This is a genomic window from Frigoribacterium sp. Leaf172 (genome assembly GCF_001424285.1).
Taxonomy (GTDB): Bacteria; Actinomycetota; Actinomycetes; order Actinomycetales; family Microbacteriaceae; genus Frigoribacterium.
The window spans coordinates 694380-718446 of record NZ_LMPB01000001.1; the positions used below are offsets into that span (position 1 = coordinate 694380).

The following is a 24067-nucleotide window of genomic DNA, read 5'->3' on the forward strand; positions in this document are numbered from 1 at the left end:
TGCTGCTCAGTCCGCCCGCGCCTCGCGGCGGAACGTCAGCACGCCGACGACGGCCGCGACCAGGGCGAACACGACCCCGACGATCGGGTATCCGAGCTGGAACCACGCCGCCGTCGCCGCGCCCATCACCGCGATCTCGACGATGGCCTTGCCCACCGCGTCGGTCGCGATGATCGCCTGCGGCGCGCGGAACAGCGCCCACACGACGATCGCGAACAACGGAGCCCCGATCATGAACGCGATCGCCGGCCACGGGAACAACCACGCGAGGTAGCCCCAGAGCGCGAGCGTGAAGAGGGCGAAGAGTCCGGTGGCGAAGCGCACCACGCCGAGCGTCGTCGCGGCGGGTCCCCGGTTCGATGGCCCGGGATGCGCGGTGTCGGTCGGAGTCATCCGCCCAGCGTACGACTCGCCACCGTCGCCCGAGCGGGCACTTCCGGCCCCTCGCCGGCGACGAGCCTCAGCGGAAGACGATGGTGCGCGCCCCGTCGAGCAGCACGCGGTCCTCGGCGAACCAGCGGACGGCCTGGGTGAGCGTGCGGCTCTCCTCGTCCTGTCCGATCGCCATCAGCTCGGGGGCGCTGCGCGTGTGGTCGACCCGCACGACGTTCTGCTCGATGATCGGCCCCTCGTCGAGGTCGCTGGTCACGAAGTGGGCCGTCGCCCCGATCAGCTTCACGCCGCGGGCGTGCGCCTGGCGGTAGGGGTTGGCCCCCTTGAACCCGGGCAGGAACGAATGGTGGATGTTGATCGCCCGGCCCTCGAGCGCCGCGCAGAGCTCGGGGCTCAGGATCTGCATGTACCGGGCCAGCACGACCAGCTCGATGTCGTACCGGTCGACGACCTGCAACACGCGGGCCTCGAAGGTGGCCTTCGACCCGGGGTCGGTCACGGGGTGGTGCTCGAAGCGCTTGCCGTAGAACTCGGCCAGGCCCGAGAGGTCGTCGTGGTTGGCGAGGATCAGCGGGATCTCGACGGGCAGCTGCCCCGCGCGCTGCCGGAACAGCAGGTCGTTCACGCAGTGCGCCGCCTTGCTCGCCAGCACGAGCGTGCGGATCGGACGCCCCACCACGTCGAGCTTCGCCTGCATGCCGTAGTGGGCGATCACGGGCGCCAGCGCCGCCTCGAACGCGGCGCGTTCACCGGGCGCCTCGACCTGCAGCCGCATGAAGAACGTCCCCGTGTCGTGACTCGAGAACTGGGCCGACTCGGTGATGTTGCCGCCGGCCTGCACCACGGCGCCGCTGATCGCATGGACGATGCCCGGCCGGTCATGGCAGACCAGCGTCAGGGTCCAGTGCGTGGTGGGGGAGGAGGCGGTGGTCACGTCGGTCACCCGCCCAGGCTAGTGCGGCGCGAGTGTCCATGATGTGCGCCCAGAGGGTGGGCTCGCCCGCAGAACGCGGACACCAGCTCGGGCGCCGGAGCGCACGCGTCAGCGCGCGAGAGACCAGACGAGCAAGGCGACGAGCGTCACGAGCGGGAACAGCCCCTGAGTCGCCGCGGCGCGCCGCTTCGTGCGGTCGGACAGCGCCAGGACGAGCGCCGCGGCGAGCATCGAGCCGGTGCCCGCGACCAGGAGGGCGAGACCGGCGGCGGAGACGTCGTCGACCTGACCCGCGCCTCCTCGGCTGGTCGCGAGGAGAACTACGCCGACGGCCGTCACGATCGCGAGGAAGAGGTTGTAGAAACCCTGGTTGAAGGCCATCGGCTTCGTGTGCTCGAGCTGCCGGTCGTCGTCGATGCCGAACGTCGCGCGGACGCGCGGGGTCGACCAGAGCACGGACTCCATCACGAAGATGTAGACGTGCAGCAGAGCGGCCAGGGAGGCGGCGACGAGCGAGACGATGAGCATGGGCGTCAGCCTAGGGCCGGGTCGAGCGGGTCGCTCCCTGCAGAGCCACGCGAAAAGGGACGAGACGCCGCTGGGGCCAGCGGCATCTCGTCCCGAAACGCGTATCTCGTGAACTGACGTGGGGCGCGGCGAGCCGTCTCGACTGCTGGCCGCGCCTCGGTCGCTACGCCTCGGGGTGCGGCGCGGGCTCGGTCGTCGCGGTGGCGCGGGTGGCCTTCGCGAGGTTCTCGACGAGCTCGGAGCGGGTCTGCGACACGACGTAGGCGGGCTGGTCGCGCTCGACCCGCCAGCTGTCGCTCAGCGGCCCGACGTTGACCGTGTCGAAGCCGAGCTCGTCGTAGAGGTGCTGCACGGCCTCGGCGGCCTCCTCGAAGTCGCTCGAGGTGGCGAGGGCGCGACGGCCCTCGGTGCCGGCGGGCTCGCCGTCGGTCGTGATGTCCTTCGCCATGATGTGGTTGAAGCCCTTGGCGACCTTGCTGGTCGGCAGGTGGCGCTGCAGCATCTGCGAGACGGTGTCCACTCCGTTGTCGAGGGCGGCGATGTTCCCGTCGCGCTCGAAGTAGTAGTTGTTCGTGTCGATGACGATCTTGCCGGCGAGCGGCTCGACGGGCACCTGCTCCACGTTCTTCAGCGGCACGGTGACGACGACGATCTCGCCTGCCTCGCCCGCCTCCTCGGCCGTCGCCGCGCGCGCCTTGGGGCCGAGGTCAGCGACGAGGTCGGCGAGCGTCTCGGGTCCGCGCGAGTTGCTGATCACGACGTCGTAGCCCTGCTCGATGACCGCGCGTGCGACCTGGCTGCCGATGTTGCCTGCTCCGATGATTCCGATCGTTGTCATGCACCCAGCCAACGCCCTCCCCGTCCCGCCATTGTCGGCGAGCGTCCAGCGGAGGCTCAGGAGGCGCGGAGCCGGCCGGTCACGCGGCTCCCAGCCAGGCGGTCAGCCGCCTCCACGGCCCGCGGACGGCGGGCGTCGCCTCGGCGTCGTCCGCCGGGCCGGAGTCCGCTCGCGGCGCGAACCCCAGCCGACCGCAGTGCGTGCAGGTGACGACGTGCGGATGCACCGAGAGCCCGGTGCCGTAGTACGGGTTGGCGGCGAGGCGGGCGTCCTCGCCGCACGAGGGGCACGGGGTCGAGGGAACGGCGACGGGGCTCGAGGTGGGCATGCCGGCCTCCTGTCGCTCTGCGCCGAACCGCCCTGCGGGCCGCTCCGGCGGTGAGGTGCGGCGGTGGATCAGGACGCGTCGGCGGTGCCGTGCTCCGTCCAGTATTCGCTCTGCGCCGACTCGACGACGGCTCGGGGCGCGCCCCATTTCGGGGGCGATGCCCCGCGCGGTGCGGCCGGCCTCATTCGGGGCAGCCGGCGCGGCGCGGCCGACCCCGCGCGGTGCGGCCGCCTACGCGCGGGCCGAGCGCACCGCGAGCACGCGGTCGGTGACGAGCACGAGCCCGAGCACGACGACCGCGACCACGATGTACAGCACCGGCAGGGCGTCGAGACCCGAGCCGTCGAGCACGAGGGCGCCGATCAGGGCTCCGCCGCCGATGCCGGCGTTGAAGCCCGTCGTGTAGAACGCGCTGGCGAGGTCGCGCATCGTCGCGGGGGCGACCTGCAGCATGCGCGTCTGGAACAGCGGCGGCAGCGCCCCGAACGTCACGCCCCACACGACGAACGCGATGAGCGCGGGCGTCGGCTCGCCCTCGAACGCCATCATGGCGAACACCGAGACGGCGACCACGGCGATGCCGACCGGGATGCTGATGCGCGGGCGCTTGCCGAGGAACCACCCGACCATCAGGAGACCGACGCCTCCGGCGATGCCGAACGCGAAGAGCGCGGCGCTGAGCGACGACTCGGCGATGCCGGTCGAGCGCACGAGGTACGGCGCGATGAAGGTGAAGAACGAGTAGTGCCCGACCATGAACACCGCGGTGATGACGCAGCTGAAGACGACGCCCAGCACGGACGGCTTCGGCAGCGCACCCCGCCGCGGAGCGCCCGAGGAGGCGCGGGTCGGCACGATCGGCACGGATCCCGTCGCGGGGACCATCGTGGTCGCGGCCTCGACGTGGCTCGCCGAGTCGTCGGTCCGGGTTCCGGTGCCGGGGGTGCCGCCGGTGTCGGCGTCTGCGGGGCGGGTGCCGTCGCGGTCGGCCGCGCGCGCCTCCTCGGCGGTCCGGCCGGCGGCGGGCACCGGCGGCAGCAGGCGCCAGACGAGCACCGCTCCGAGGGCCATCGCCGCGGCGAGGATGCCGAACGCGGGGCGCCAGCCGAGGGCCTGGCCGAGCGCCGTGCCGAGGGGCACCCCGAGCACGAAGGCGAGGGTGCCGCCGCTCATCGCGACGGCCAGGGCGCGCCCGACCTGCTCGCGGGGCACGAGGTGCGCGGCGTAGGCGCCGCCGATCGCCCAGAACGTGCCGTGGGCCAGGCCGCCGAGGATGCGCGATGCGACGACCAGCTCGTAGGTGGGCGCGATCGCGGTGAGCGCCGCGCTGATCGCGAGCACCACGATCAGGCCGACGATCAGCAGATGGCGGGGGAGGCGCCGGGTCAGATGCGTCAGCGTCGTGCTGGTCAGCACCACGGTGAACGCGAAGACGCTGACGAGCAGGCCGATGCTCGACTCGCTGACGCCGAGCTCGCCGCTCATCTCGGGCAGCAGCCCGGTGGGCAGCATCTCGCCCGAGATGGAGAGGAACGTGGCGACGGCCAGCGCGAGCAGACCGGCGAGGGGGAATCTGGCAGGAGGTGCGGTGGGCGTCGAAGGACGCGCGGAGGCGATCGTCATGGTGAGGTCTCGGTCGTCGGCGGGCGCCGTTCCTGCTACCCGTGTGACACGGGGAGGATGGTGATCCCGACTGCGCGCTGTCGTGCGCGCCCGGGGCCGCGCGTGACGTGCGACCGAGACCCATGGTAGCCGAGGGTCGCCCGATGGGCCAGGGGCCCGGCCGCTGCCGGTGACGGACCGTGACGGCGTGGGGCGGGCGGGGCGGTCCGCGCGGCGGGCGCAGCGCAGGAGAGGAGCGGCGAGAGCGGGTCAGTCGGCGGGGCGGGGCTCGCCCTTGCCGGGGCGGACGGCGGCGGTGTCGGCGACGTCGATGCGGGTCACGCCGTCACCCCGGTCTTCGGTGGTGATGCGCGGGGCGGCGTCGCCCTCGTCCGACTTCGGGGCCCGGGTGAGCTGGTCGTGGCGCTTCTCGTCGTCGGTCATGCCGGTGGGGTCGTCGGTGCTCATGCCGTGCAGGCTACGCGACGGTGCCCGCGGAGGTGCGCGGCTCTCGGAGGGTGCCCGCGCCTCCTCGGCTCCTCTGGCCGAATTCGGTTGCGCCCAACAAGGTTGGACGCGACGTGTTACGGTCGAGTCATGTCCGACACCGCACGCACGCCCCTGCTCGACGAGCAGATCTGCTTCGCGCTCTACAGCGCGTCGCGTGCGCTGACCTCGCGCTACCGCGAGCTGCTCGAGCCGCTCGGCATCACGTACCCGCAGTACCTCGTGCTGCTCGTGCTGTGGGAGGACGGCGAGACCCGCGTCTCGGGTCTCGGCGAGCGGCTGCATCTCGACTCGGGCACGCTCTCGCCCCTGCTCCGCCGTCTCGAGACCCTGGGTCTCGTCACCCGGCGACGTGACGCTGTCGACGAGCGGGCCGTGCAGGTCGATCTCACGCCGGCCGGCGACGCGCTGCGGGCGCAGGCGGCGAGCATCCCCGAGAGGGTCTGCGAGGCCACCGGCCTGTCGGCGGCCGATCTCGGCGCCCTGACCGCGCAGCTCGGCGACGTGGCCGACAGCGTCCGCGCCGTCGCCTGACGCGGGCCGCACGGCCGCACCACAGGCACCACCCCAGACCAGCACCAGTTCCGCGAACACCCACCCGATAACGATCGAAGGAGCATCATGCCCACTCGCACCGCACGCACCGCCTGGAACGGAAGCCTCGAGACCGGCGAGGGCCAGGTCGAGATGACCAGCTCGAAGGTCGGCACCTACGGCGTCTCGTTCCCGAAGCGCTCCGCTGAGGACGCCAACGGCTCGACCAGCCCGGAGGAGCTGCTCGCCGCCGCTCACTCGGCCTGCTACGCCATGCAGTTCAGCGCCGTGCTCGGTCAGGCCGGCGGCACCGTCGAGGCCCTCGACGTCAAGGCCGACGTCTCGCTCGGCGCCGACCCTGCCGGCGGATTCCAGCTGACCGGCATCCACCTCACCGTCAACGGCGAGGTGTCCGGCATCGACGAGGCCGCGTTCCTCAAGGCCGCCGACGAGGCCAAGGCGACCTGCCCGGTCTCCAAGGCCCTCACCGGTGTCGAGATCACGCTCGACGCGACGTTCGAGAGCTGATCCGCTCCTCCTGCGGAGACGACAGAACCCCCGCGTGAGCATCGAACCCCGTCATCCGGGGGTTCGTCGCTCACGCGGGGGTTCTCGTCTGCGGTGAGCGGGTCGCGGGACCGAGGAGGCGTGGGTCGCGGACCCGAGGAGGCGCGGCTCGCGGACCCGAGGGGGCGCGGCTCAGCGACCCGAGGAGCCGCGGCTCAGCGACGCGAGTATCCGCCGCCGGTCGTGCCGCCGCCGCCGCCGCGCTTGTTCATGATCTTGCGCACGACGAACGTGATGATCAGGGGGGCGAATCGGCGAAGCAGGGATGCCATGGTGATCTCCAGAGGTCAGGGGCGGTCGACGGTACCCGGCCCGTGCCTCCTCGGCCTGGGTGCGGCCCCGGCGTCGCCGAACGCGGCCACGGCGTGCGCGCCGCGACACCCCGGCGAGTACCGTTCGACGCCTCATGGACCGCACCCGCTGGATCTTCCTCGACCAACTCGGCCCGCACTTCGACGACGGCGGCCCCCTGCTGCTCGTCGAGTCGAGGTCGTCGTGGCGGGGGCGCACCCTGCACCGGGCGAAGCTGCAGCTGCTGCTGTCGGCGATCCGCCACCGGGCTCGTGACCTGGGTGACCGGGTCGACTTCCGCCAGGTCGAGCACTACTCCGAGGTCGTCGATGGGCGTGACGACCTGCAGGTGATCGACCCCACCTCGTATCGGGCCCGGCGGCTCGTGCGACGGGTCGGCGCCGAGATCCTGCCGAGCCGCGGCTTCGTCACGAGCGAGGGAGACTTCGCGGCCTGGGCGGACTCGCGTGCCGGCAAGCGGCTGCTGATGGAGGACTTCTACCGGGTCGTCCGGCAGCGGACCGGCGTGCTGATGGAGGGGCAGGAGCCCGCCGGCGGCCGCTGGAACCACGATCACGACAACCGCGAGAAGCCCCCGAAGGGCGCCGCCTCGCTCGGTCTCCCCCCGCCTCTCTGGCCCGTGGAGGACGACATCGACGAGGAGGTGCGGCGCGACATCGCCCGCTGGGAGCGCGACGGCGTGGTCACCCTGGTCGGCGACGACGGTCCGCGCCGGTTCGCCGCCACCGCCGCCGAGGCCGAGGCGGCGCTCGCCGAGTTCGTCGAGGTGCGCCTGCCCGACTTCGGCCCCTTCGAGGACGCCACGCTCGGCGGCGACTGGACGATGGCGCACTCGCTGATCAGCGCCCCGATGAACCTCGGGCTGCTCGACCCGCGCGACGTGATCGACACCGTCGCGGCGGCGTACACCGCCGGCGACGCCCCGATCCGCAGCGTGGAGGGGTTCGTGCGGCAGGTCATGGGGTGGCGCGACTACATGTGGCATCTCTACTGGCGGCTCGGCGAGGACTACGCGACGTCGAACAACGCGCTCGGGGCGACCGAGCCGCTGCCCGGGGTCTTCGCGACCCTGGGGCGCGACCCGTCGACCGGCTCGCCCACCGATTCCGCCGGTGACGCGGTCGTCGAGGCGAACTGCCTGTCGGAGACGCTCGACGGCCTGCACCGGCACGGGTGGAGCCACCACATCCAGCGGCTGATGATCCTCGGCAACTGGGCGCTGCAGCGCGGCGTCGAGCCGTCGGCGCTCAGCCAGTGGTTCATCGACATGTACGTCGACGGGACGCCCTGGGTGATGCCCGCGAACGTCGTCGGCATGTCGCAGCACGCCGACGGCGGCATCGTGGCGACCAAGCCGTACGCGTCGGGCGGCGCCTACATCAACCGCATGACCGACCACTGCGGCGGCTGCCGGTTCGACCCGAAGAAGCGACTCGGGCCCGACGCCTGCCCGGTGACGGCGGGGTACTGGGCGTTCCTCGACCGTACGGGGCCGGTGCTGATGGGCAACCCGCGCATGCGCCAGGCGCTGTCGGGGCTGGCCGGTCTCGCCGACCGGGAGGCCGTCGTGCAGCAGGAGCGCGAGCGGACGCACTGGTAGGAGGCGCGGTTAGGCTGGCGGGGTCCGTCGCGCAGCGAGTCGGCGGCCGTTGCAGGGGGACCTCGATGCGCACCACCACCACGACCACGAAGACCGCGATGACGGTCCTGACCTCGGGCGCCGTCGCGCTCACGCTGCTCCTCGCGGGCTGCACCGGCTCCGACGACTCGAGCTCCGAGTCGAGCGACCCGAGCAGCTCGGCGAGCGAGAGCTCGGCCGCGCCCGAGAGCGCCGACCTCACGGGCGAGCTCGCCGTGACGACCTGCGCCGACGCGGGTGAGGCGCTCGGCTCGATCATCGAGGGCCTCGACCTGCAGGACGAGAGCACCGAGACCGAAGGCCAGCTGCAGTGCTCCTGGGCCAACAGCGCGGCCAACGCCACGGGCGAGATCGACCCGAACGCGCAGGCCATCGTCGCCGTCGCCCAGAAGCAGGAGCTCGACGAGGCGACCATCACCTCCCAGAGCGACCAGATCGCCGGGCAGGAGGGCGTCACCGAGGTCGACGACGCCCGCATCGGCGATTTCGGCGGGCGGGCCTTCGAGCTCGAGGCCGCTCAGGAGGGCGTCACCCTCTCGGGCGCGACCGTCATCACGCCGTCCGGCCTGTTCGCCCTCTCGGCGACCGGTGCCGGCGACGCGGCGCCGCTCTCTCCGACGGAGGCGCTCGACGCCACCCTGCTGCTGCTGAAGTAGGGGCCCGACGGGCCGCAGAGCCTCAGCGGCCGAGCAGCTCGATCATCCGGTCGGCGACGACCCGCGCCCCGTCGTCGTTCGGGTGGACGCCGTCGGCGGACAGCAGCGACGAGAGCTCGCCGTCGACCGCGGCGTCGGCGAGCAGGGCGTCACCGAGCGGCAGCAGCACCGAGCCGGTCTGCTCGGCGACCGACGCGACGGCCGCCTGGTAGTCGGCGCTCGCCCCCTGTCGGGCGAAGAGCCCGCCGAGGTCCGAGCTGAACTCGTCGACGAGCACGACGGTCGGCGGGTCGTCCAGTGCCTTGATCCCGTCGACGAGACCCCGGTAGCCGGTCTCGAGCTCGGCCGGTCCGATGTCCGCCGCGTCGTTGGCGCCGAGGGTGATGGTGACGAGGTCGGGCTGCGCGGCCGCGACCTTCGACAGGAAACCGTCGAGGTCGGCCGTGAAGTCGGCGACCGTCGCGCCGGTGTGGGCCGAGTCGAACAGGGTGACGCCGCGGTCGCGGTCGCCGTCGAACGCCGTGATGCCCTCGAGCACGAAGCCCGCGGGCGCGTCGGGATCGACGAAGACCGTGACGGTGTGCACGGCGCTCTCGAGACCGCTCACGGTGGTGACGCCGGCCCCCGCGACCGGACCCGCGCCTCCCTCGGCGTCGCTCGCGCCCGCGGCGCTCGTGTCGACCGGTGCGCCCTCGACCCCGTCGACCAGGTACCGGAACGGCCCGCCGCCCGGCGACCACCAGAGGTCGAGATCGCTGCCGGTCACCTGGTACGTGACGCTCGAGCCCGGTTCGAGGTCGACGCTGCGGTAGCCGAGGCTCGGCGTCGTGTAGTCGGGCGTGACGGCGGTCTGATCGGTCTGCCAGGCGGCCCAGGTCGAGTCCGGCCCGTAGACGGCGTAGACGCCCGGGCGGTACCCCACGCCGCCGGTGACGCCGTCGACCGCGTAGCGCTGCTGCAGGGCGTCGCGGGTGAGATCGATCCAGCGGTTCTCGACGGACGACGCGCCCTGGCCCTCGGTCAGCGAATCGCCGAGGGCCAGCCAGCGGGCCGAGGCGGTGTCGGTCTCGGCGAGGGCGGCGTCCCATGCGGCCCACGGGTCGGCCGACGGGGTCGGCGCGGGCGTCGGCTCGCCGCTGCACCCGGCGACGAGCGCGGTCGCGGCGGCCACGGCGACGACCGCGAGAGCGCGCACGCCGCGGCGGCGGCCCGGTCGCGACGCCGGACGGGATGCTGCCCGTCGCGACGCCGGGGGAGTCGTCGGCGATGCGGCCGAGGAGGCGCGGGTCACAGCTCCGTCACCGTCCCGTTCTCGACGCGCCAGTGCCGGTCGAGTCGCACGCTCTCGAGCATGCGGCGGTCGTGGGTGACGAGCAGCAGGGTGCCGTCGTACGACTCGAGCGCCTGCTCGAGCTGCTCGATGGCGGCGAGGTCGAGGTGGTTCGTGGGCTCGTCGAGCACGAGCACATTGACTCCGCGGGCCTGCAGCAGGGCGAGGCCGGCGCGAGTGCGCTCGCCGGGCGAGAGCTCGTCGACGGGGCGCGAGACGTGGTCGGCCTTGAGGCCGAACTTCGCGAGCAGGGTGCGGACCTCCGACTGGGGCCAGTCGGGGACGAGCCCCTCGAAGGCCTCCGACAGCGGGACGGTGCCCGCGAGCAGTGCCCGCGCCTGGTCGATCTCGCCGACGGCGATGCTGGCTCCGCGACTCGCGCCTCCTTCGGTCGGCTCCTGTCGCCCGAGGAGACCGCGCAGCAGCGTCGACTTGCCGGCGCCGTTCGGGCCGGTGATGCCGATGCGGTCGCCGCCGTCGACCTGCAGCGAGACCGGTCCGAGCACGAACTCGCCCGTTTCGGGGTCGCCCTGGCGGAACACGGCGCCGCTGAGGGTCGAGACGACGGCGCTCGACCGCGGTGCCTCGCCGATCGTGAACTCGAGCTGCCACTCCTTGCGGGGTTCGTCGACCTCCTCGAGGCGGGCGATGCGGCTCTCCATCTGGCGGACCTTCTGGCCCTGCTTCTCGCTCGACTCGGTGGCGGCCTTGCGGCGGATCTTGTCGTTGTCGGGCGACTTCTTCATCGCGTTGCGGACGCCCTGGCTCGACCACTCGCGCTGCACCCGGGCCCGGCCGACGAGGTCGGCCTTCTTGTCGGCGAACTCGTCGTAGGCCTCGCGGGCGTGACGCCGGGCGGTCTCGCGTTCGTCGAGGTACGAGTCGTAGCCGCCGCCGAAGACCCGGTTCGACGCCTGGGCGAGATCGAGCTCGAGCACCTTCGTGACGCAGCGGGCGAGGAACTCGCGGTCGTGGCTGACGAGCACGACCCCGCCGCGCTGGCCCTGCACGAAGCGCTCGAGTCGTTCGAGGCCGTCGAGGTCGAGGTCGTTCGTGGGCTCGTCGAGCAGGGCGATGTCGAAGCGGCTGAGCAGCAGGGCGGCGAGACCGACGCGGGCGGCCTGGCCTCCGCTGAGGGCCGTCATCAGGGTGTCGGGGCCGACGGTGGCCGTGCCGGGGTCGGCGGACGACGTCGCGCTCGCGGTCTCGAGACCGAGGTCGGCGAGCACGGCGGGGAGGCGCTCGTCGAGGTCGGCGGCGCCGCTCGCGAGCCAGCGGTCGAGCGCGGTCGAGTAGACGTCGGACGGGTCGAGGCCGTCGGCGCGCGGGGCGGGGTCGGGGTCGCCGAGGGCGGCCGCCGCGGCGTCCATCTCGGCGGTGGCCTGCGTGCTGCCGGTGCGGCGCCCGATGTACTGCGCGACGGTCTCGCCGGGGAGGCGCTCATGCTCCTGCGGGAGCCAGCCGACGAAGGCGTCGCCCGGGTTGAGGGTGATGGTGCCGCCCTGCGGCTCGTCGACGCCGGCGAGGAGGCGCAGCAGAGTCGACTTGCCGGCCCCGTTCACGCCCACCACGCCCACGACGTCTCCCGGTGCGACCGTGAGGTCGAGGTCGTCGAACAGGGTGCGGTGGCCGTGGCCGCCGGCCAGGCCCTTGGCCACGAGTGAAGCGCTCATCGGGCCATTCTCGCGTACCGGCCGGGGTGCGCGGGTGGGGCCGTCGACGTGACGCTTCCCGGGCGGTCCCGGCCGGTCGGGTACCCGTTCGCGTCACCTGGACGCAGGAGGCGCGGGGACGTGGGCCGCGCCTCCTCGGCTTGGTAGCGTCGGGGCACGCGAGAGCCGGGTGGCGGCGCCTCGAGTCAGGGGGATGACGTGTTCGGACTGTTCCGCAAGCGTGACGACGACGAGCGAGCGGTGCTCGTCGAGCCGTGGCCGCGCATTCCGGTGGCCCCGTGGGCGGGGGGCGGGGCGACGGTCGAGGCGGCCGCGCTGGCGATGCCGTCGAAGCGGCGGCCGAGCGTGCCGGGGGTGGTGTTCACGGTGCCCGAGGGGCGCGCCGCGGTGAGGCTCGACGAGGTGCATCGCTTCCTGGACGACGAGACGGTCGTTCTCGAGACGACCCACGGGCCGACGATCTACGCGGTGTGGACGCAGGCGTGGCCGAAGAAGTCCGGGACGGCTGTGGGAGACATGCTGGAGGGCGAGGCGCCGGGTGGGCTGGCCTTCCTGGCCGCAGCCGTCGAAGCGCCGCCCACCGTCGTGCTGCGCGACGCCGAGCTGGCGTCGTTCAGGGCGTGGGTCGCGGCACTGCCGTCGTGACCGCCGGGTACGTCGCTCTCAGCGGCGGGTGCTCGGAGCCCAGGGGGCCGAGGGAGACGGTTCGCCGGTGCGGCTGAAGTGGACGGCGGCCTCGGTGGTGCGATCGAGCAGCACGGCGGTGGAGGGGTTGGCCGGGATCGGCTGACCGGGCCCGGGGGCGACGATCGGGTCGACGATCTCGTACCAGGGGCCGGTGCCGACGTCCCCGGCGTGGAGCACCGCGATGGGGACGTCGCCCGGTCGGAGGATGTCGAGACCCGCGGTGCCGCGGCGCAGCTCGATGCTGGTGGGGATGTTGCCCTTCGGCCCCTTGATGACGGTGCGGAGACGCTTCTCGGAGGGGTCGAGCACTTCGAACTGCTCACGCCCCATGCGCCACAGCAGCACGGTGCGACCGGGCACGCTCGCGGGGTCGGTGGGCAGGATGACATCCTCGCGCGCCTCCTTACGGGCTCTGATGGCGGTGCCGAAGGTGTGGCCGAAGAAAGCCGCGCTGGCGAAGGCGAGGACGATCCAGATGTTCGGGGCGCCCGACGAGATCATCGAGACGCTGGCGACGGCCGTCAGCGTGATCGGCATGATCGTGGCGCGAACGCGGTCGCGAAGAGCGCCGAGGAGGAGCGAGGCGACCATCACCACGAGGCTGAGGCTGATCGCGAGACCCGTGTTCGCCCCCGCGAGCAGGGGAGCGGCGAGACCCAGCACGAAGGCCGCCGGCGCGAGGATGCGACGTGTCGAGGACGGCATCGCGACCGCACTGGTCGACGACAGCCGGCGGGGCTTCGTCTCGGTGGGTGCGGCGGTGCGGTCTGTGCTCATGGAGTCCCCCTGTGCCGACGATCGGCTGCTCGGTGGACATCCTGGCACGAACCGGTCTGTCGGCGACCGCATCAGGAGACGGCCGAGAGGCGGCGGCCGTCGGTCACGATACGAGAGCGCCCCCGGAGATGAGGTAGTCCCGAGCCATGAAGAACTGGGCACCCACGAAGAAGGCCAGGAACGGCACGAAGATCGCGATGAGGAAGACGCGTTCCTCGGAGGGCAGCGGCTGATCCTCAGCCTTCCTGGTCTGCCACCACAGTGTCAGGAGCAGAGCGGGGGCGGCGAACAGCGCGAAGATCGGGATCTGCCACTCGTTGGAGACCCGCGTATAGGAGATCGTCGTGTCGAGGGGTACCTGAGTGAGGACGAAGCCAGCGACGACCAGATCGACCAGTACTCCTGCGGCGAGGAGACGCCGCAGGACGACGGCGGTCCTGCCGCCGAGCGGCTTCGTCGCCTCGAAGGCTGCTCCGTCGTCACGGGCGCAGTCGTCGTCCACGGAATGATCTCCTGTTTTCATCTTGGGAATTTTGTCGGGCGCGTTACTGTCCTTGCTTGGCTGCAATGAGTACAAGATTATCCCAGGGGCGCGCCTCTTGTTCCCGAACGAGAACATCAGTGATTCCCGTACGAGACACGTCGGTGAAGTCTCAGGTATAGCTCAATTGACTTCGCAGGACTTCTCTAGTGGATGCGAATCATCAGAGTTCTCGAGGATCGACGAGATCGCAACAGCAATCCTCTTATTGCGTCTTTGTACGGTGTGAGCGCGTTGCTTAGTTTTTGTGATGGCCATCTCGTGCGACTATTCGTCGTGATCGAATCGATGCGCTAGACCATGTCTCGTTCAACAGGCCGTCGACGGCGAAGGTGCCTACCGACAGAGTTGCCGCTACGTCAGGATAACGAACCACTGACTACGAGGATCGACGCCTATCGACCATGATTAGATATCTCAGGTGCGAGCCGAAAACAGTGCCAGCCAGGGTTCCGAAAAGCCAAGCTATCTGACCGGTTGCCCAGGGTCCAGGGAGCCAATTCATAAGACTCAAGATGCTGAGTAGGCCGAGTAACATGACGGGATAAGCCCATTTCATCTTCAGCAGTGTAAAAATGAGCGAGCTGAAGACGACTCCTGCGAATAGCGCCCCGACGACAATGGCTAAGACAGAAAAAGTCCTGAAACCCCCGACCATGAAGACCAGCACGATACCAGCGAGACACATGGCGCAGGCAAAAGTCAGTCGGCCTCGTGATTGTTGCTGACCGAGATCATCACTCATTTTTCACGGCTCAGAATCTCCATAGGTCGAAGACCCCGGTCGAATACGACCCTCGGAGGCTGACGTTTATCGGGGATCGAGGGGCGAGTTCTTGCCTCGAACGACTTTCTTCGCGACGCTGGCTCGCGACCAGGGCCATGCGTACCCGCCTACGATGCCCCCGGCTATGAAGCCGAAGATCCAGGCGTACTGGACGGATCCGATGATGTCCTGGTTCGCGACGATGACGATCAGAACCACCGGAACGAGTACGAGTAGACCGAGGCCGATCGCTCTGTTCCGGGGCGGGAAGCCGAAGAGGAGCAGGCCGTAAACGAGGCCGGCGACCAACGTGATGACGGTTGCGAGCACGCCTGCGCCCGCGACCGCTGTGCTGACCCACACTCCGAGCACAAGGCCTACGACGGCCAACACGGCCGCCACCGCGTTGATCGGTCGCTTCGACTGTCTTGATGCCGCCATCGTCATCACCGTTCTCTAGTCGACGGTCAAGCCGACACTGTCGCGGAACACATCCACCCCGCCTCCCACGACCGTACCGCCGACAGCGGATCCGAAGAGACCGGCCGTGTTGTGCGCCCCGAGGTTGAGCGCTCCAGTCAACGACCTCGGGCTGAAGTAGGGCATCTGCGCAAGCGTATTGACCCCGTGTTGGCCGGGAATCACACGGTCGAGTGGCAGGGCTGAGAGCCCAGATCCCACGACTCCATTCACGGCGACCTCGAGAGGGTTCACGTCCTCGCCTGCCACGATGCTCTGCACCGCTGTACCCGCAGACGACCCCACGCCGGTGAGAACGACCGTGCTCGCCGTCGCCACACCACTGGTTGCCGTATGGCCCAGATTGCGAGCGATCGTGCCACCTGCCGGTCCTGCCAGTCCGCCGACTGAGCCAGACACGCCTCCACCGACGATCGCACCCGCGAAGTCCCAACCGTTCTCGATCCGCCCGCCGTGGCTGGCCAGATAGGTGGCGCCACCGCCGACCGCGCCGACGCCGCCGTTGGCCGCGACGTTGACTGCCACGGCTCGTCCGGCCTGAGCCGCGGGAGCAGATGCCATCGCTGCCTTGCCGAAGGCACCCGCCGCGCCTCCCGCGCCCCCGAGCACACCTCCTATGGCCGCGTCCGTGGCGACCTTGCCCCAGTCGACTTCTCCTGTCTGAGCCTTCTGCGAGACGACCGAGACGCCACCGCCGATGAGAGCACCGGATGCCGCGCCGATCAAGGCCATGCCGACGGGTCCACCGACACCGGTGAACATGAGGCCCACACCGACGGCGATCGCAGCACCGGCGGCGACGTACTCCCAGTTCTCGCCCCACCAGTCGCCCGCATCCGCCAGAGCACCCTGGTTCGCCTTCGCGTAGGCGTCGAGGTCCGCGTCCGTCGCCGGGCGCAGCCCGAGCGGGTCGAGCGCGTGCAGCGGGTCGTTGCCCGCATACGAGTACGGGTTCCCGGCCCACCCCGCACCCAGCACGGGCGCCAGCGGATCGGTCGACAGGAAGCCTCGGGTCGACGGGTCGTAGACCCGCGCCCCGAGCCAGTCGAGACCGGCGACCGCGAGCCCACCCGACGCGGACAGCTCCACGCCGGCGGGCAGCTCGAGACCGGGGATCCCCGAAGAGGTGCGAAGCGCCTCCCACGGATCAGTGACATCCGTCGCCCGCGCACCCCGCCAGGTCGGCTCCAGTGGCGAACCGCTGACGGTCGTCGCGCCACCGGGCATCGTCACGACCGGTGCACCACCGATCGAGACGAGCGACGGCACAGCGCTGGCGGTGTCCCACCAGGTGTCGACATCGTCGATCGTGGCGAGCTCGCCGAGCACATCGACCCAGAGGCTCGTCTGCGAGACGACGCCCCCGTCGCGGTCCCGGACGGTGATCGCCGTGGGCCAGCCGAGGTCGCTCCAGGCGTACTCGGTGAACGAGCCGTCGGTGTCGATCCGACGGATCCGACGACCGAGGCCGTCGTGCACGTACTCGACGGAGGCGACCACGACCGTGTCGAGGGCGTCCGTCGACGACCCGACCCGCGCCTCCTCGGAGACCAGCTGACCCGCTGCGTCGTACCGGAAGGTGCGCACTCGACCGTCGACGAGCTCATGCGTCAGTCGGCCGGCGGCGTCGTACGACCAGGTGGAGGTGCGGCCGTCACGCTCGAGTCCGATGAGCTGGCAGGCGGCGTCGTAGGCGTAGTCGACCCGTCCGTCGACGGTGTCGAGGGCGACGATGCGGGCGTCGTCGTCGCGGATGATCCGAGTCGTCGACGAGCCCTCGGAATTCGTGCTCGTGTGTCGGGAGAGATGCCCCTCCGCGTAGTCCCAGGTCTGGAGGTCGCCATCGGTCGTGGCCTCGACGACCCGACCAGCGGCGTCGTACGAGACGTGCGCGCCGTCCTGTCCGTCGCGGACGACGGAGACCACGCGACCCGCGGCGTCACGCCGATAGTCGAGACGGCTGCCATCGGGATCGATGCGCGCGGTGCGTCGGCCGTCGGCGTCGTACTCCCACGAGACCGCCTCGCTGCCGCGGGCACGGCGGATGAGGAGCCCCCGCCGGTCGAAGGTCAGCTCGTGCTCGACGTCGACCCCGTCGGAGCGCGTGTGATCGGTCACCACGATCGTCCGCGAGAACGCGTCCCGGCTGAACGACGACTGCAGTCGTCCGTCGACGCTCATGCCCGAGGGGTTCCCTGCAGCGTCGTGGGTCCACGTGGTGGTCGTGCCGGTGGGGTCCTGCTGCGAGACCTGGCGGCCCGCAGCGTCGTACGCGGCGGTCGTCGCCCGGCCCAGGGGGTCCGTGACGGCGACGATGCGGTCGGCGGCGTCGTACTCGCGCCGTGTCTCGCGGCCGAGCGGGTCGGTGATGGAGACGACGCGTCCGCGCACGTCGTACTCGAAGCGGGTCACGCCGCCGAGACCGTTGATCGCCTCGATCAGCTGACCGGCCGCGTCGTAGCGGAAGCGACGGCGACCGTAGCGGGTGTCCTGGGTGCCGATGAGGCGCCCGGCTGCGTCGTAGTCGAACCGCGCCTGTCCGTGACCCGGGGTCGACCTGCCGACCACACGCCCCACGGCGTCGTACCGGACGCGCTCGACGTCGCCGGTCGGCAGCGTGCGCGCGACGACCCGCGAGTCGGCGTCGTAGGTCAGAGTGGTGCGGGCGCCGAGGGGGTCGATGCTCGCCGAGGCGCGGCCACACGAGTCGTACTCGTAGGTCGTCCGGGCTCCCGAGGGGCTGACGACCGCGATCACGCGCCCGCCGGCGTCGCGCTCGAGGCGCGTCAGACCGCCCTCGCCGTCGACCAGCTCGACCGGCCGGCCGCAGCGGTCGTACGTCGTCAGCTCCGCCGAGCCGTCGGCGGCCTCGGTCGCCACCGGGCGGCCGAACTCGTCGAAACGGAGGGTCGTGGTGCCGAACGCATCACGCAGGGTGCCGGTGCCGTCTGCGCGGTCGACCCGCGCCTCCTGCCGGACACCCGTCGGGTCGACGGTCGCGGTGAGCGCACCGGTGACGTCGTACTCGCGGGTCCAGTCGTGACCCGCGGGGTCGGTGATGGTCCGGAGGCGCGAGAGACCGTCGTGCGCGAACGCCCACGACGAGCCGTCGGGCAGCTCGAGGGCCGAGACGTCGCCCTGGTCGTCGAAGCGACGCGACACGACGCGACCGAGCGGATCGGTCGTGGTCTCGAGGTCGCCGTGCGGGCCGTAGCCGAACTCGGTGCGGGCGCCCAGCGGATCGACGATCGCCGTCACCCGGGCACCCGCGCCGTGCTCGAAGCGCCAGACGGCGCCGTCGGCGTCGCGACGCGAGACCAGCAGCCCCGCGGCGTCGTAGGTGTAGGTCGTGCGAGCTCCCGACGGGCTGACCGCCGCCGACGGCCGACCGGCGTGGTCGCGCTCGATGCGCGCGACGTCGCCGACCGCGTTCTCCGTGGCGACCAGGTCGCCGAACTCGTCGTAGTGGCAGCGGACGACGACGCCGGTCGGATCGACGACGCTCTCGAGCAGTCCGTCACGCCAGCGCATCAGCGTGCGGCCGCCCTCGGGGTCGACCAGCGCCGACGGGTTGCGCTCGGCGTCGTCGGCGTACTCGTACTCGACGACGGCGCCCGACTCGGTCACGACGGTGGTGACGCGGTCGCGGGCGTCGTAGCCGTAGGTCAGATCGGCGCCCGACGGGGTCACGGTGCGGATCTTGCGCCCGCGCTCGTCGAAGCCGTTGACCGTGATGGAGCTATCGCGCTCGGTGACCGAGACGAGGTTCCCGCTGGGGTCGTAGCTCATCGACTGGCGCCGGTCGTCGGAGTCGACGACGCCGACGAGCCGCCCCCGGGAGTCGGCGATGTAGGTGTTCGAGCGGCTGCCGTCGACGTCGGAGACGACCGTCACCCGACCCGGCAGATACGCGAAACGCACCGTGCGGCCGTGCGGCGACACCTGCAGCGTCACACGCCCCTGCTCGTCGTACGTGTTGAGGGCCTCGACCACGCCGGAGGCGCTGGTCACCCTCTCGACGAGACCCGCGTCGTTCCAGTCGTACCGTCGCGTGCCCACCTCGTTCGCGGCGCCGGTCAGGCGGCCGGCCGAGTCGTACGAGTACTCGACCCGGCGACCGTCGGAGGCGGCGAGGGTCGCGACCCGACCGTCGACGTAGTCGATGTCGATCGTGCGGCCGCGCGCGTGGGTCAGGCGCGACGGGAGTCCGTCGGGGGCGCGGGTGACGCGGACGACCGTGCCCGCGCCTGCTCCGCTGGCCAGCCAGACGCCCGCGGGCGAGAAGGCCCACCAGCCGCCGGTGTTGTCGCGCACCACGAGGAGGGTCTCGGCGCCCGTGTCTCCGAGGCCGGGCAGGGTCGAGGCGACCTCGGCCGCGAGCCAGAAGTTCTCGCCGACGGCGCGATCCCACGAGCTGCCGAGCCGGGGGAACGTGACGACGCGGCCGTCGTCCATCGTGAAGGCGGCGCCCTCGTCGTCGAGGGCGAGACCGAGCTCGAGCACGGAGCCCCAGCCCGGGCCGAACGGGCCGACGTGGTCGTCGAGCGAGTTGTAGGTGCGCGAGACCCGCAACGAGGAGGCGGCACCCGCGAAGGCGAGATCGACCTCGGTCTCGAGGAAGTTGCCGGTGGTGGTGTTGACCGGGTCCATCGTGAAGCCGGTCGTGGGCGGCGACCCCCAGCCCTGCGCCGGAGGGACGACGAGGTCGTCGCGCTGACCCTGGACCCCGGCGGCCTGGAGCGCGGAGGCGAGCGCGGAGTCGGCGACGGTCGAGACGACCCCGGAGCCGCCGGCGGCCTCGAAGGCGGCGGCGACCGTGTTCGCCCACGCGACGTCGGTGGCGTTGGCGTTCAGCCAGGTCGTGAAGCTCGCGACGACGCCGTCGGCCTGGATCACGCCCCACTGGCAGTCGGACGCGAAGTCGGCGAGCTTGCCCGAGAGCGTGGAGGGGCGGCCGGTCAGCTCGCCGTCGAGGGCGGCGCTGCCCGTCGCGAAAGAGCGCAGGTCGTCGGGCCTCGCCGACGAGGTCCCGCCACCGCCGCCGCCCGAACCGGGGGCGGGCGTCTCGCGCGTTCCGACGTTGGCGTCCTGCGGCTCGAGCCGGGGTGCCGGTTCGGGCTGCTCGCGGGGCATCTCCTCGCCACCGAAGAGGTCGTCGCGCCGCTCTTCGAGCCAGTTGCGGTCGTCCTGACGCTGCTTCCACTCGCGTGCCTTGCGGCGGCGGTCGTTCTCCTGCTCGGCCGCCTCCTTCAGCTCGCCCGCGAAGTCGGCGATCGCCCGGAAGCTCGTGGCGAGGGCGCTGGCGCCCGCCGCCGCCGTCGCCGCGTTCGCGGTGAAGAGCTCGGAGAAGAGCCCGCGGAACTCCTGAGACGCGGTCGTGACGAGCGACGAGCGAGACCCGCTCTGCCCCTCGATGTCGGACGCCGCGTCGTTGAACGCGGTGATGAGCGCATCGGCCGTGCCGTCGTCGAACGGTACGGGCTCGTTTCCACCAGGATCTGCCATGAGACTTCCTCCCCCTCAGGAGTTCTTGTGATGCTGCTGTCGTCGCCCCGCGCGGTTCAGCCGCACGACGGCCCCCCGGGCGACGAGTGACCGTCGCCCGACGCGAACGCCCCCGCCGCCCCGTGATCGAGGAGGCGGGGGCGTTCGGGTGCTGCTACGCGCCGCCGCCGGCGGAGAAGATGTCCTGCGAGATCTTGTCGAGCTGCGTGCGGAGCTGCTCGAGCTCGGTCTTGGCCTTGTCGAGGGCGGCCTTGGTCTCGGGCCAGGTCGACCCGCGGAAGGTCGCGGCCAGAGGGCCGTCCCAGACGTTGGGGTCGGACAGGATGCGGCCCTGAGCGTCGAGCTGCGAGATCTGGTCGGTGAAACCGCCGTTGACGATCGACTGGACCTGGCGGATGGCCGTCTTGGCCTGCTCGGTGGAAAGTACGCGTGACATGAGTGATGTCCCCTTCATCTGGATGTAGCCCCCGTGCGAGACGCCCCCGGGGCTCGAACATGACGAGACTATCCCGTCGCGACCAGGATGCACCCGTCTCCACCGATCTGTCGGTCCCCATTCGGGGGCCGTGGGCCCCGGGGAGCACCGATCCGTCTGTCGTCCGGTCGTCGGGGACCCTGTTGGGGGTCATCGCCGCCGTCCGGTGTGCCCCTATCATGCTGAGGAGGTACGGCACTTTCTAGGGGGAACGGTCTTCATGACCCGGGGCGAAACGACACACGGCACAGCTTTGCGATCACGACGAGGGGGGCGCGCTCTCGGTGTCGTCGCCATGGCGGGGGTCGTCGCGCTGCTCGCGACGGCCTGCACGTCCGAGCCGACCGTGGTCGAGAACCCCTCGAAGGTCCTGCAGACCGTCGACACCACGCTGGCCTCCGACGGGTCGATCACGGCCGTCTCGAGCACGGCCATCTCGGTCGACGACACGACCCGCACCTCCTCGTCGGCCACCGCCGAGCACGTGCCCGCCGACGTCGCAGGCGACCTGCCGCTGCGCATCAGCACGCAGTACCGCACCGCGGACGGCACGGGCACCGACCTGGCCGACCTCGACGGCTACGACGGCCGGGTCGAGATCGAGCTCACCGTCGAGAACCTCACCGTCGCCCCTCGAGACCTCAGCTACGACGTCGCGGGCACCTCACGCACCGACGCCGCGCTCGTCGGCGCCCCGATCAGCCTCGCCGCGTCGACCGTGCTGACCGGCGTCTCGCCCAGCCAGATCATCGCCGACTCCACCGGCGGCGACTCGAGCGCCGGCACCGACGGCATCGTGAGCACCACGAAGGACGGGGACGCCGTCGTGCAGTGGGCCGCCCTCCTCGCCCCGCCGCGCTCCGGCGCCAGCACGACCCTGCACCTCGTCGCCGACGTGACCGACTTCGCGACCCCCACGATCGAGCTGGCGGCGCAGCCCGGCATCTCGACCGACCTCACCGTCGACGGCGTGCTCGGCTCGGCCTTCGACTCGTCGACGACCTCCGAGCTGGCGCTGCAGCAGCGCACCATCGACCTCGTCGGCGACGTCAACACCGTGCTGAGCCGCGCCGGCGAGACGATCACCGAGGTGCGCACCAACCTCGAGAGCACCTCCGAGACCCTCGGCGTCCGCACGGCCGAGCAGCTGAAAGACAGCAGCTCGTCGCTCGCCGCGACCATGACCGGCCTGAACAGCCAGCTCACCTCGCTCGACTCGGACCTCACCGCGACGGTCACCGGTACCGAGTCGACCGTGCTGAGCCAGCTCCAGCAGACAGTCGCGAGCGTCGACTCGCTGCTCGGCGACACCGACGCGGGCAAGCCCACCGTCACCATCGACGGCGAGGGCTGCGCCGCGATCGTCGCCGAGCCCGGCCAGACCACCAGCGTCTACGGCAGCCTGCTGCAGGTCTCCGCCCAGCTCGACGGGTACGCCCAGTCGACCGCCGGCTGCCGCGACCAGGTCGCCGCCGAGCTGCAGCGCACCGTCGGCCCGACGGCCCCCGACGCCGAGAGCTGCGCCACGGCCCCGTCGCTGACCTGCGCCCTGTTCGCCTCGTCGCTCACCGTCACGGCAGCCCTGATCGGACTCGTCACCGACGGTGCCGCCCTCGCCGACGAGCTGCAGCCCGAGCTGGCGCAGCAGGCCATCGAGAGCAACGACTCGCTGACCGCCGAGCTGGCTCAGCTCGACGAGCAGGTCGACGCCCTCGCCGAGGACGCCTCGTCCGACGAGGTCGCTCAGGCCCTCGAGTCGCTCCGCTCGACGGCCGAGTCGGTGTCGGTCGGCGTGCCCACCCTCCGCGACCAGGTCGACGGCCTGCACGATCAGGCCCAGCGTGCCCGCGACCGCATCGGCAACGTGCCCGAGCCCTCGTCCGTGAACCCGTTCTTCTCGGAGACGATGCAGGGGCAGAACGCCCGTCTGGCCTTCGAGCTGTGCCAGAAGATCGAGACCCGGTTCACCGACGGGCTCTCGCGCGACGAGGTCGAACGGCTGAGGTCGTTCCTCACCGACGTGCCCTGCGACGTGCCCGACGACGACGGCGGCGATGACGGCGGTGGCGACGGCGACGGCGAGCAGCCGACGCCGACCCCCACCGCGACGCCGACCCCCGAGCCGACCGTGCCGCCGACGAGCCAGCCCACCACTGCGCCGACGACTGCGCCCACGGCCGGACCGACCCCGGAGCCGACGACCGACCCGACCTCCGACCCGACGACCGACCCGACGACGGCCCCGGCCTCGGTCGGCGCCGCGAGTCGCATCGACGCGGGCGCGCAGGCCCTGCGCCCGCCGTTCCCCTACGAGTTCCCGATGAGCGAGCGACTCGCGAACCAGGCCTCCGAGTGGGAGGCGCTCATCAGCGCCACGGACGTCGACCGTGATCGACTGCCCGGCGGCGTCGGCGACACCATCGCGACCTTCCAGACGACGACGGACAACCTCGACGAGGCCATCGACCGGCTCGAGCGGACGATCCAGGCCGGCGACGGCGGGATCGACTCGGCCGTCGCGGCTCTGCAGGAGCGCGTCGCCGTCGCGCAGGGGCAGAACGCCACGGTCACCGAGCGCCTCTCGTCGCTGAAGGATCAGCAGGACGCCCTGGCCGACCAGGTCGAGGAGGCCTTCGCCGACGCGTCGATCGACGCGTCGACCGAGATCCAGGGGCTCATCGGCTCGCAGGTGCGGGTCGTCGCCGAGCAGGGCGCCGCGACCCGCCAGACCGTGATCGACGCGTTCGACCGCTCGATCGTCGGTCTCTCGACGACGTCCGACGTCGTCGTCGGCGACGCGAAGGAGACCATCGAGGGGCAGCGCGCCGACCTCGACGAGCAGACCTCGGGTCTGGCCGCAGCGATCGACGAGCAGACGGCGTCGACCCTCGAGCGCATCTCGCAGAGCACGGCGAACTCGACGCGCGACGTCGAGGGCGCCTCGACGCTGCTCGCCGGCGATCTCGCCAAGGTGATGCTCGACCTCGGCGACCGC

General features: G+C 71.5%; 20 protein-coding genes. 5 read left to right on the forward strand and 15 right to left on the reverse strand.

Features of this window, described 5'->3' with window-relative positions:
- Positions 1–6: 6 nt before the first annotated feature.
- From ASF89_RS03400 to ASF89_RS03430, 7 genes are all read right to left on the reverse strand, one after another.
- The gene (locus tag ASF89_RS03400; RefSeq protein ID WP_055800118.1) at positions 7–393 is read right to left on the reverse strand and encodes a YrdB family protein; all 387 of its coding nucleotides are present in this window, start codon (positions 391–393) and stop codon (positions 7–9) included.
- Between the two features lie 67 nt (positions 394–460).
- The gene (gene purU, locus ASF89_RS03405; RefSeq protein WP_055812065.1) at positions 461–1336 is read right to left on the reverse strand and encodes a formyltetrahydrofolate deformylase; all 876 of its coding nucleotides are present in this window, start codon (positions 1334–1336) and stop codon (positions 461–463) included.
- Positions 1337–1435: 99 nt separating this feature from the next.
- Positions 1436–1855 (reverse strand): DUF1304 domain-containing protein, encoded by a 420-nt coding sequence (locus tag ASF89_RS03410; RefSeq protein WP_055812068.1) that lies wholly within the window; start codon positions 1853–1855, stop codon positions 1436–1438.
- 163 nt (positions 1856–2018) lie between these two features.
- Positions 2019–2693, reverse strand: coding sequence for an NADPH-dependent F420 reductase (locus ASF89_RS03415; RefSeq protein ID WP_055812072.1), 675 nt, complete (start codon positions 2691–2693; stop codon positions 2019–2021).
- A gap of 79 nt (positions 2694–2772) precedes the next feature.
- A complete protein-coding gene (locus ASF89_RS03420; protein ID WP_055800130.1) occupies positions 2773–3021 on the reverse strand; it encodes a hypothetical protein in 249 nt (82 codons plus the stop codon).
- A gap of 231 nt (positions 3022–3252) precedes the next feature.
- Positions 3253–4644 carry an MFS transporter gene (locus ASF89_RS03425; RefSeq protein WP_055812075.1) on the reverse strand — a complete coding sequence of 464 codons (1392 nt, stop codon included), beginning with the start codon at positions 4642–4644 and terminating at the stop codon, positions 3253–3255.
- 249 nt (positions 4645–4893) lie between these two features.
- The gene (locus tag ASF89_RS03430; RefSeq protein WP_055800134.1) at positions 4894–5091 is read right to left on the reverse strand and encodes a hypothetical protein; all 198 of its coding nucleotides are present in this window, start codon (positions 5089–5091) and stop codon (positions 4894–4896) included.
- Positions 5092–5220: 129 nt separating this feature from the next.
- On the opposite strand from ASF89_RS03430, the gene ASF89_RS03435 reads away from it, so the two are divergent.
- From ASF89_RS03435 to ASF89_RS03450, 4 genes are all read left to right on the forward strand, one after another.
- Positions 5221–5664 (forward strand): MarR family winged helix-turn-helix transcriptional regulator, encoded by a 444-nt coding sequence (locus tag ASF89_RS03435; protein WP_055800137.1) that lies wholly within the window; start codon positions 5221–5223, stop codon positions 5662–5664.
- An 87-nt stretch (positions 5665–5751) separates the two neighbouring features.
- Entirely contained in the window at positions 5752–6192 is a 441-nt protein-coding gene (locus tag ASF89_RS03440) for an OsmC family peroxiredoxin (protein WP_055800139.1), read from the forward strand.
- A gap of 445 nt (positions 6193–6637) precedes the next feature.
- The gene (locus ASF89_RS03445) at positions 6638–8143 is read left to right on the forward strand and encodes a cryptochrome/photolyase family protein (protein WP_055812078.1); all 1506 of its coding nucleotides are present in this window, start codon (positions 6638–6640) and stop codon (positions 8141–8143) included.
- A gap of 65 nt (positions 8144–8208) precedes the next feature.
- The gene (locus ASF89_RS03450) at positions 8209–8838 is read left to right on the forward strand and encodes a hypothetical protein (protein WP_055812082.1); all 630 of its coding nucleotides are present in this window, start codon (positions 8209–8211) and stop codon (positions 8836–8838) included.
- Positions 8839–8860: 22 nt separating this feature from the next.
- Here ASF89_RS03450 and ASF89_RS03455 read toward each other — a convergent pair whose 3' ends face one another.
- Entirely contained in the window at positions 8861–10129 is a 1269-nt protein-coding gene (locus ASF89_RS03455; protein ID WP_162240681.1) for an SGNH/GDSL hydrolase family protein, read from the reverse strand.
- Positions 10126–11841 carry an ABC-F family ATP-binding cassette domain-containing protein gene (locus ASF89_RS03460; RefSeq protein ID WP_055812088.1) on the reverse strand — a complete coding sequence of 572 codons (1716 nt, stop codon included), beginning with the start codon at positions 11839–11841 and terminating at the stop codon, positions 10126–10128. The genes ASF89_RS03455 and ASF89_RS03460 overlap by 4 nt, the downstream gene beginning before the upstream one ends.
- Positions 11842–12039: 198 nt before the next feature.
- On the opposite strand from ASF89_RS03460, the gene ASF89_RS03465 reads away from it, so the two are divergent.
- Positions 12040–12486: a hypothetical protein gene (locus ASF89_RS03465; protein WP_055812092.1), complete on the forward strand. Its 447-nt coding sequence runs from the start codon at positions 12040–12042 to the stop codon at positions 12484–12486.
- 18 nt (positions 12487–12504) lie between these two features.
- Here the strand turns inward: ASF89_RS03465 and ASF89_RS03470 are convergent, their stop codons facing one another.
- The 6 genes from ASF89_RS03470 to ASF89_RS16275 all read right to left on the reverse strand — a co-directional run bounded on the left by ASF89_RS03470 (position 12505) and on the right by ASF89_RS16275 (position 23343).
- Entirely contained in the window at positions 12505–13305 is an 801-nt protein-coding gene (locus tag ASF89_RS03470; RefSeq protein ID WP_055812095.1) for a hypothetical protein, read from the reverse strand.
- A gap of 103 nt (positions 13306–13408) precedes the next feature.
- The gene (locus ASF89_RS03475; RefSeq protein ID WP_055812098.1) at positions 13409–13807 is read right to left on the reverse strand and encodes a hypothetical protein; all 399 of its coding nucleotides are present in this window, start codon (positions 13805–13807) and stop codon (positions 13409–13411) included.
- A gap of 850 nt (positions 13808–14657) precedes the next feature.
- Entirely contained in the window at positions 14658–15059 is a 402-nt protein-coding gene (locus ASF89_RS03480) for a hypothetical protein (protein WP_156357415.1), read from the reverse strand.
- A gap of 9 nt (positions 15060–15068) precedes the next feature.
- Positions 15069–20597, reverse strand: coding sequence for a DUF6531 domain-containing protein (locus tag ASF89_RS03485; protein WP_055812104.1), 5529 nt, complete (start codon positions 20595–20597; stop codon positions 15069–15071).
- Between the two features lie 154 nt (positions 20598–20751).
- The gene (locus ASF89_RS03490; protein ID WP_055800168.1) at positions 20752–21033 is read right to left on the reverse strand and encodes a hypothetical protein; all 282 of its coding nucleotides are present in this window, start codon (positions 21031–21033) and stop codon (positions 20752–20754) included.
- Between the two features lie 1869 nt (positions 21034–22902).
- Complete coding sequence (locus ASF89_RS16275; protein WP_369814534.1) at positions 22903–23343, reverse strand: glycine zipper domain-containing protein; 441 nt, start codon at positions 23341–23343, stop codon at positions 22903–22905.
- Positions 23344–24067 lie beyond the last annotated feature (724 nt).

Coding starts and splice junctions, on each gene's coding strand:
- ASF89_RS03400 (WP_055800118.1), bottom strand. CDS start 393: ATGACTCCGACCGACACCGCGCATCCCGGGCCATCGAACCGGGGACCC.
- ASF89_RS03410 (WP_055812068.1), bottom strand. CDS start 1,855: ATGCTCATCGTCTCGCTCGTCGCCGCCTCCCTGGCCGCTCTGCTGCAC.
- ASF89_RS03415 (WP_055812072.1), bottom strand. CDS start 2,693: ATGACAACGATCGGAATCATCGGAGCAGGCAACATCGGCAGCCAGGTC.
- ASF89_RS03420 (WP_055800130.1), bottom strand. CDS start 3,021: ATGCCCACCTCGAGCCCCGTCGCCGTTCCCTCGACCCCGTGCCCCTCG.
- ASF89_RS03425 (WP_055812075.1), bottom strand. CDS start 4,644: ATGACGATCGCCTCCGCGCGTCCTTCGACGCCCACCGCACCTCCTGCC.
- ASF89_RS03430 (WP_055800134.1), bottom strand. CDS start 5,091: ATGAGCACCGACGACCCCACCGGCATGACCGACGACGAGAAGCGCCAC.
- ASF89_RS03435 (WP_055800137.1), top strand. CDS start 5,221: ATGTCCGACACCGCACGCACGCCCCTGCTCGACGAGCAGATCTGCTTC.
- ASF89_RS03440 (WP_055800139.1), top strand. CDS start 5,752: ATGCCCACTCGCACCGCACGCACCGCCTGGAACGGAAGCCTCGAGACC.
- ASF89_RS03445 (WP_055812078.1), top strand. CDS start 6,638: ATGGACCGCACCCGCTGGATCTTCCTCGACCAACTCGGCCCGCACTTC.
- ASF89_RS03450 (WP_055812082.1), top strand. CDS start 8,209: ATGCGCACCACCACCACGACCACGAAGACCGCGATGACGGTCCTGACC.
- ASF89_RS03460 (WP_055812088.1), bottom strand. CDS start 11,841: ATGAGCGCTTCACTCGTGGCCAAGGGCCTGGCCGGCGGCCACGGCCAC.
- ASF89_RS03470 (WP_055812095.1), bottom strand. CDS start 13,305: ATGAGCACAGACCGCACCGCCGCACCCACCGAGACGAAGCCCCGCCGG.
- ASF89_RS03480 (WP_156357415.1), bottom strand. CDS start 15,059: ATGACGATGGCGGCATCAAGACAGTCGAAGCGACCGATCAACGCGGTG.
- ASF89_RS03485 (WP_055812104.1), bottom strand. CDS start 20,597: ATGGCAGATCCTGGTGGAAACGAGCCCGTACCGTTCGACGACGGCACG.
- ASF89_RS03490 (WP_055800168.1), bottom strand. CDS start 21,033: ATGTCACGCGTACTTTCCACCGAGCAGGCCAAGACGGCCATCCGCCAG.
- ASF89_RS16275 (WP_369814534.1), bottom strand. CDS start 23,343: ATGCGACTCGCGGCGCCGACCGAGGCCGGGGCCGTCGTCGGGTCGGTC.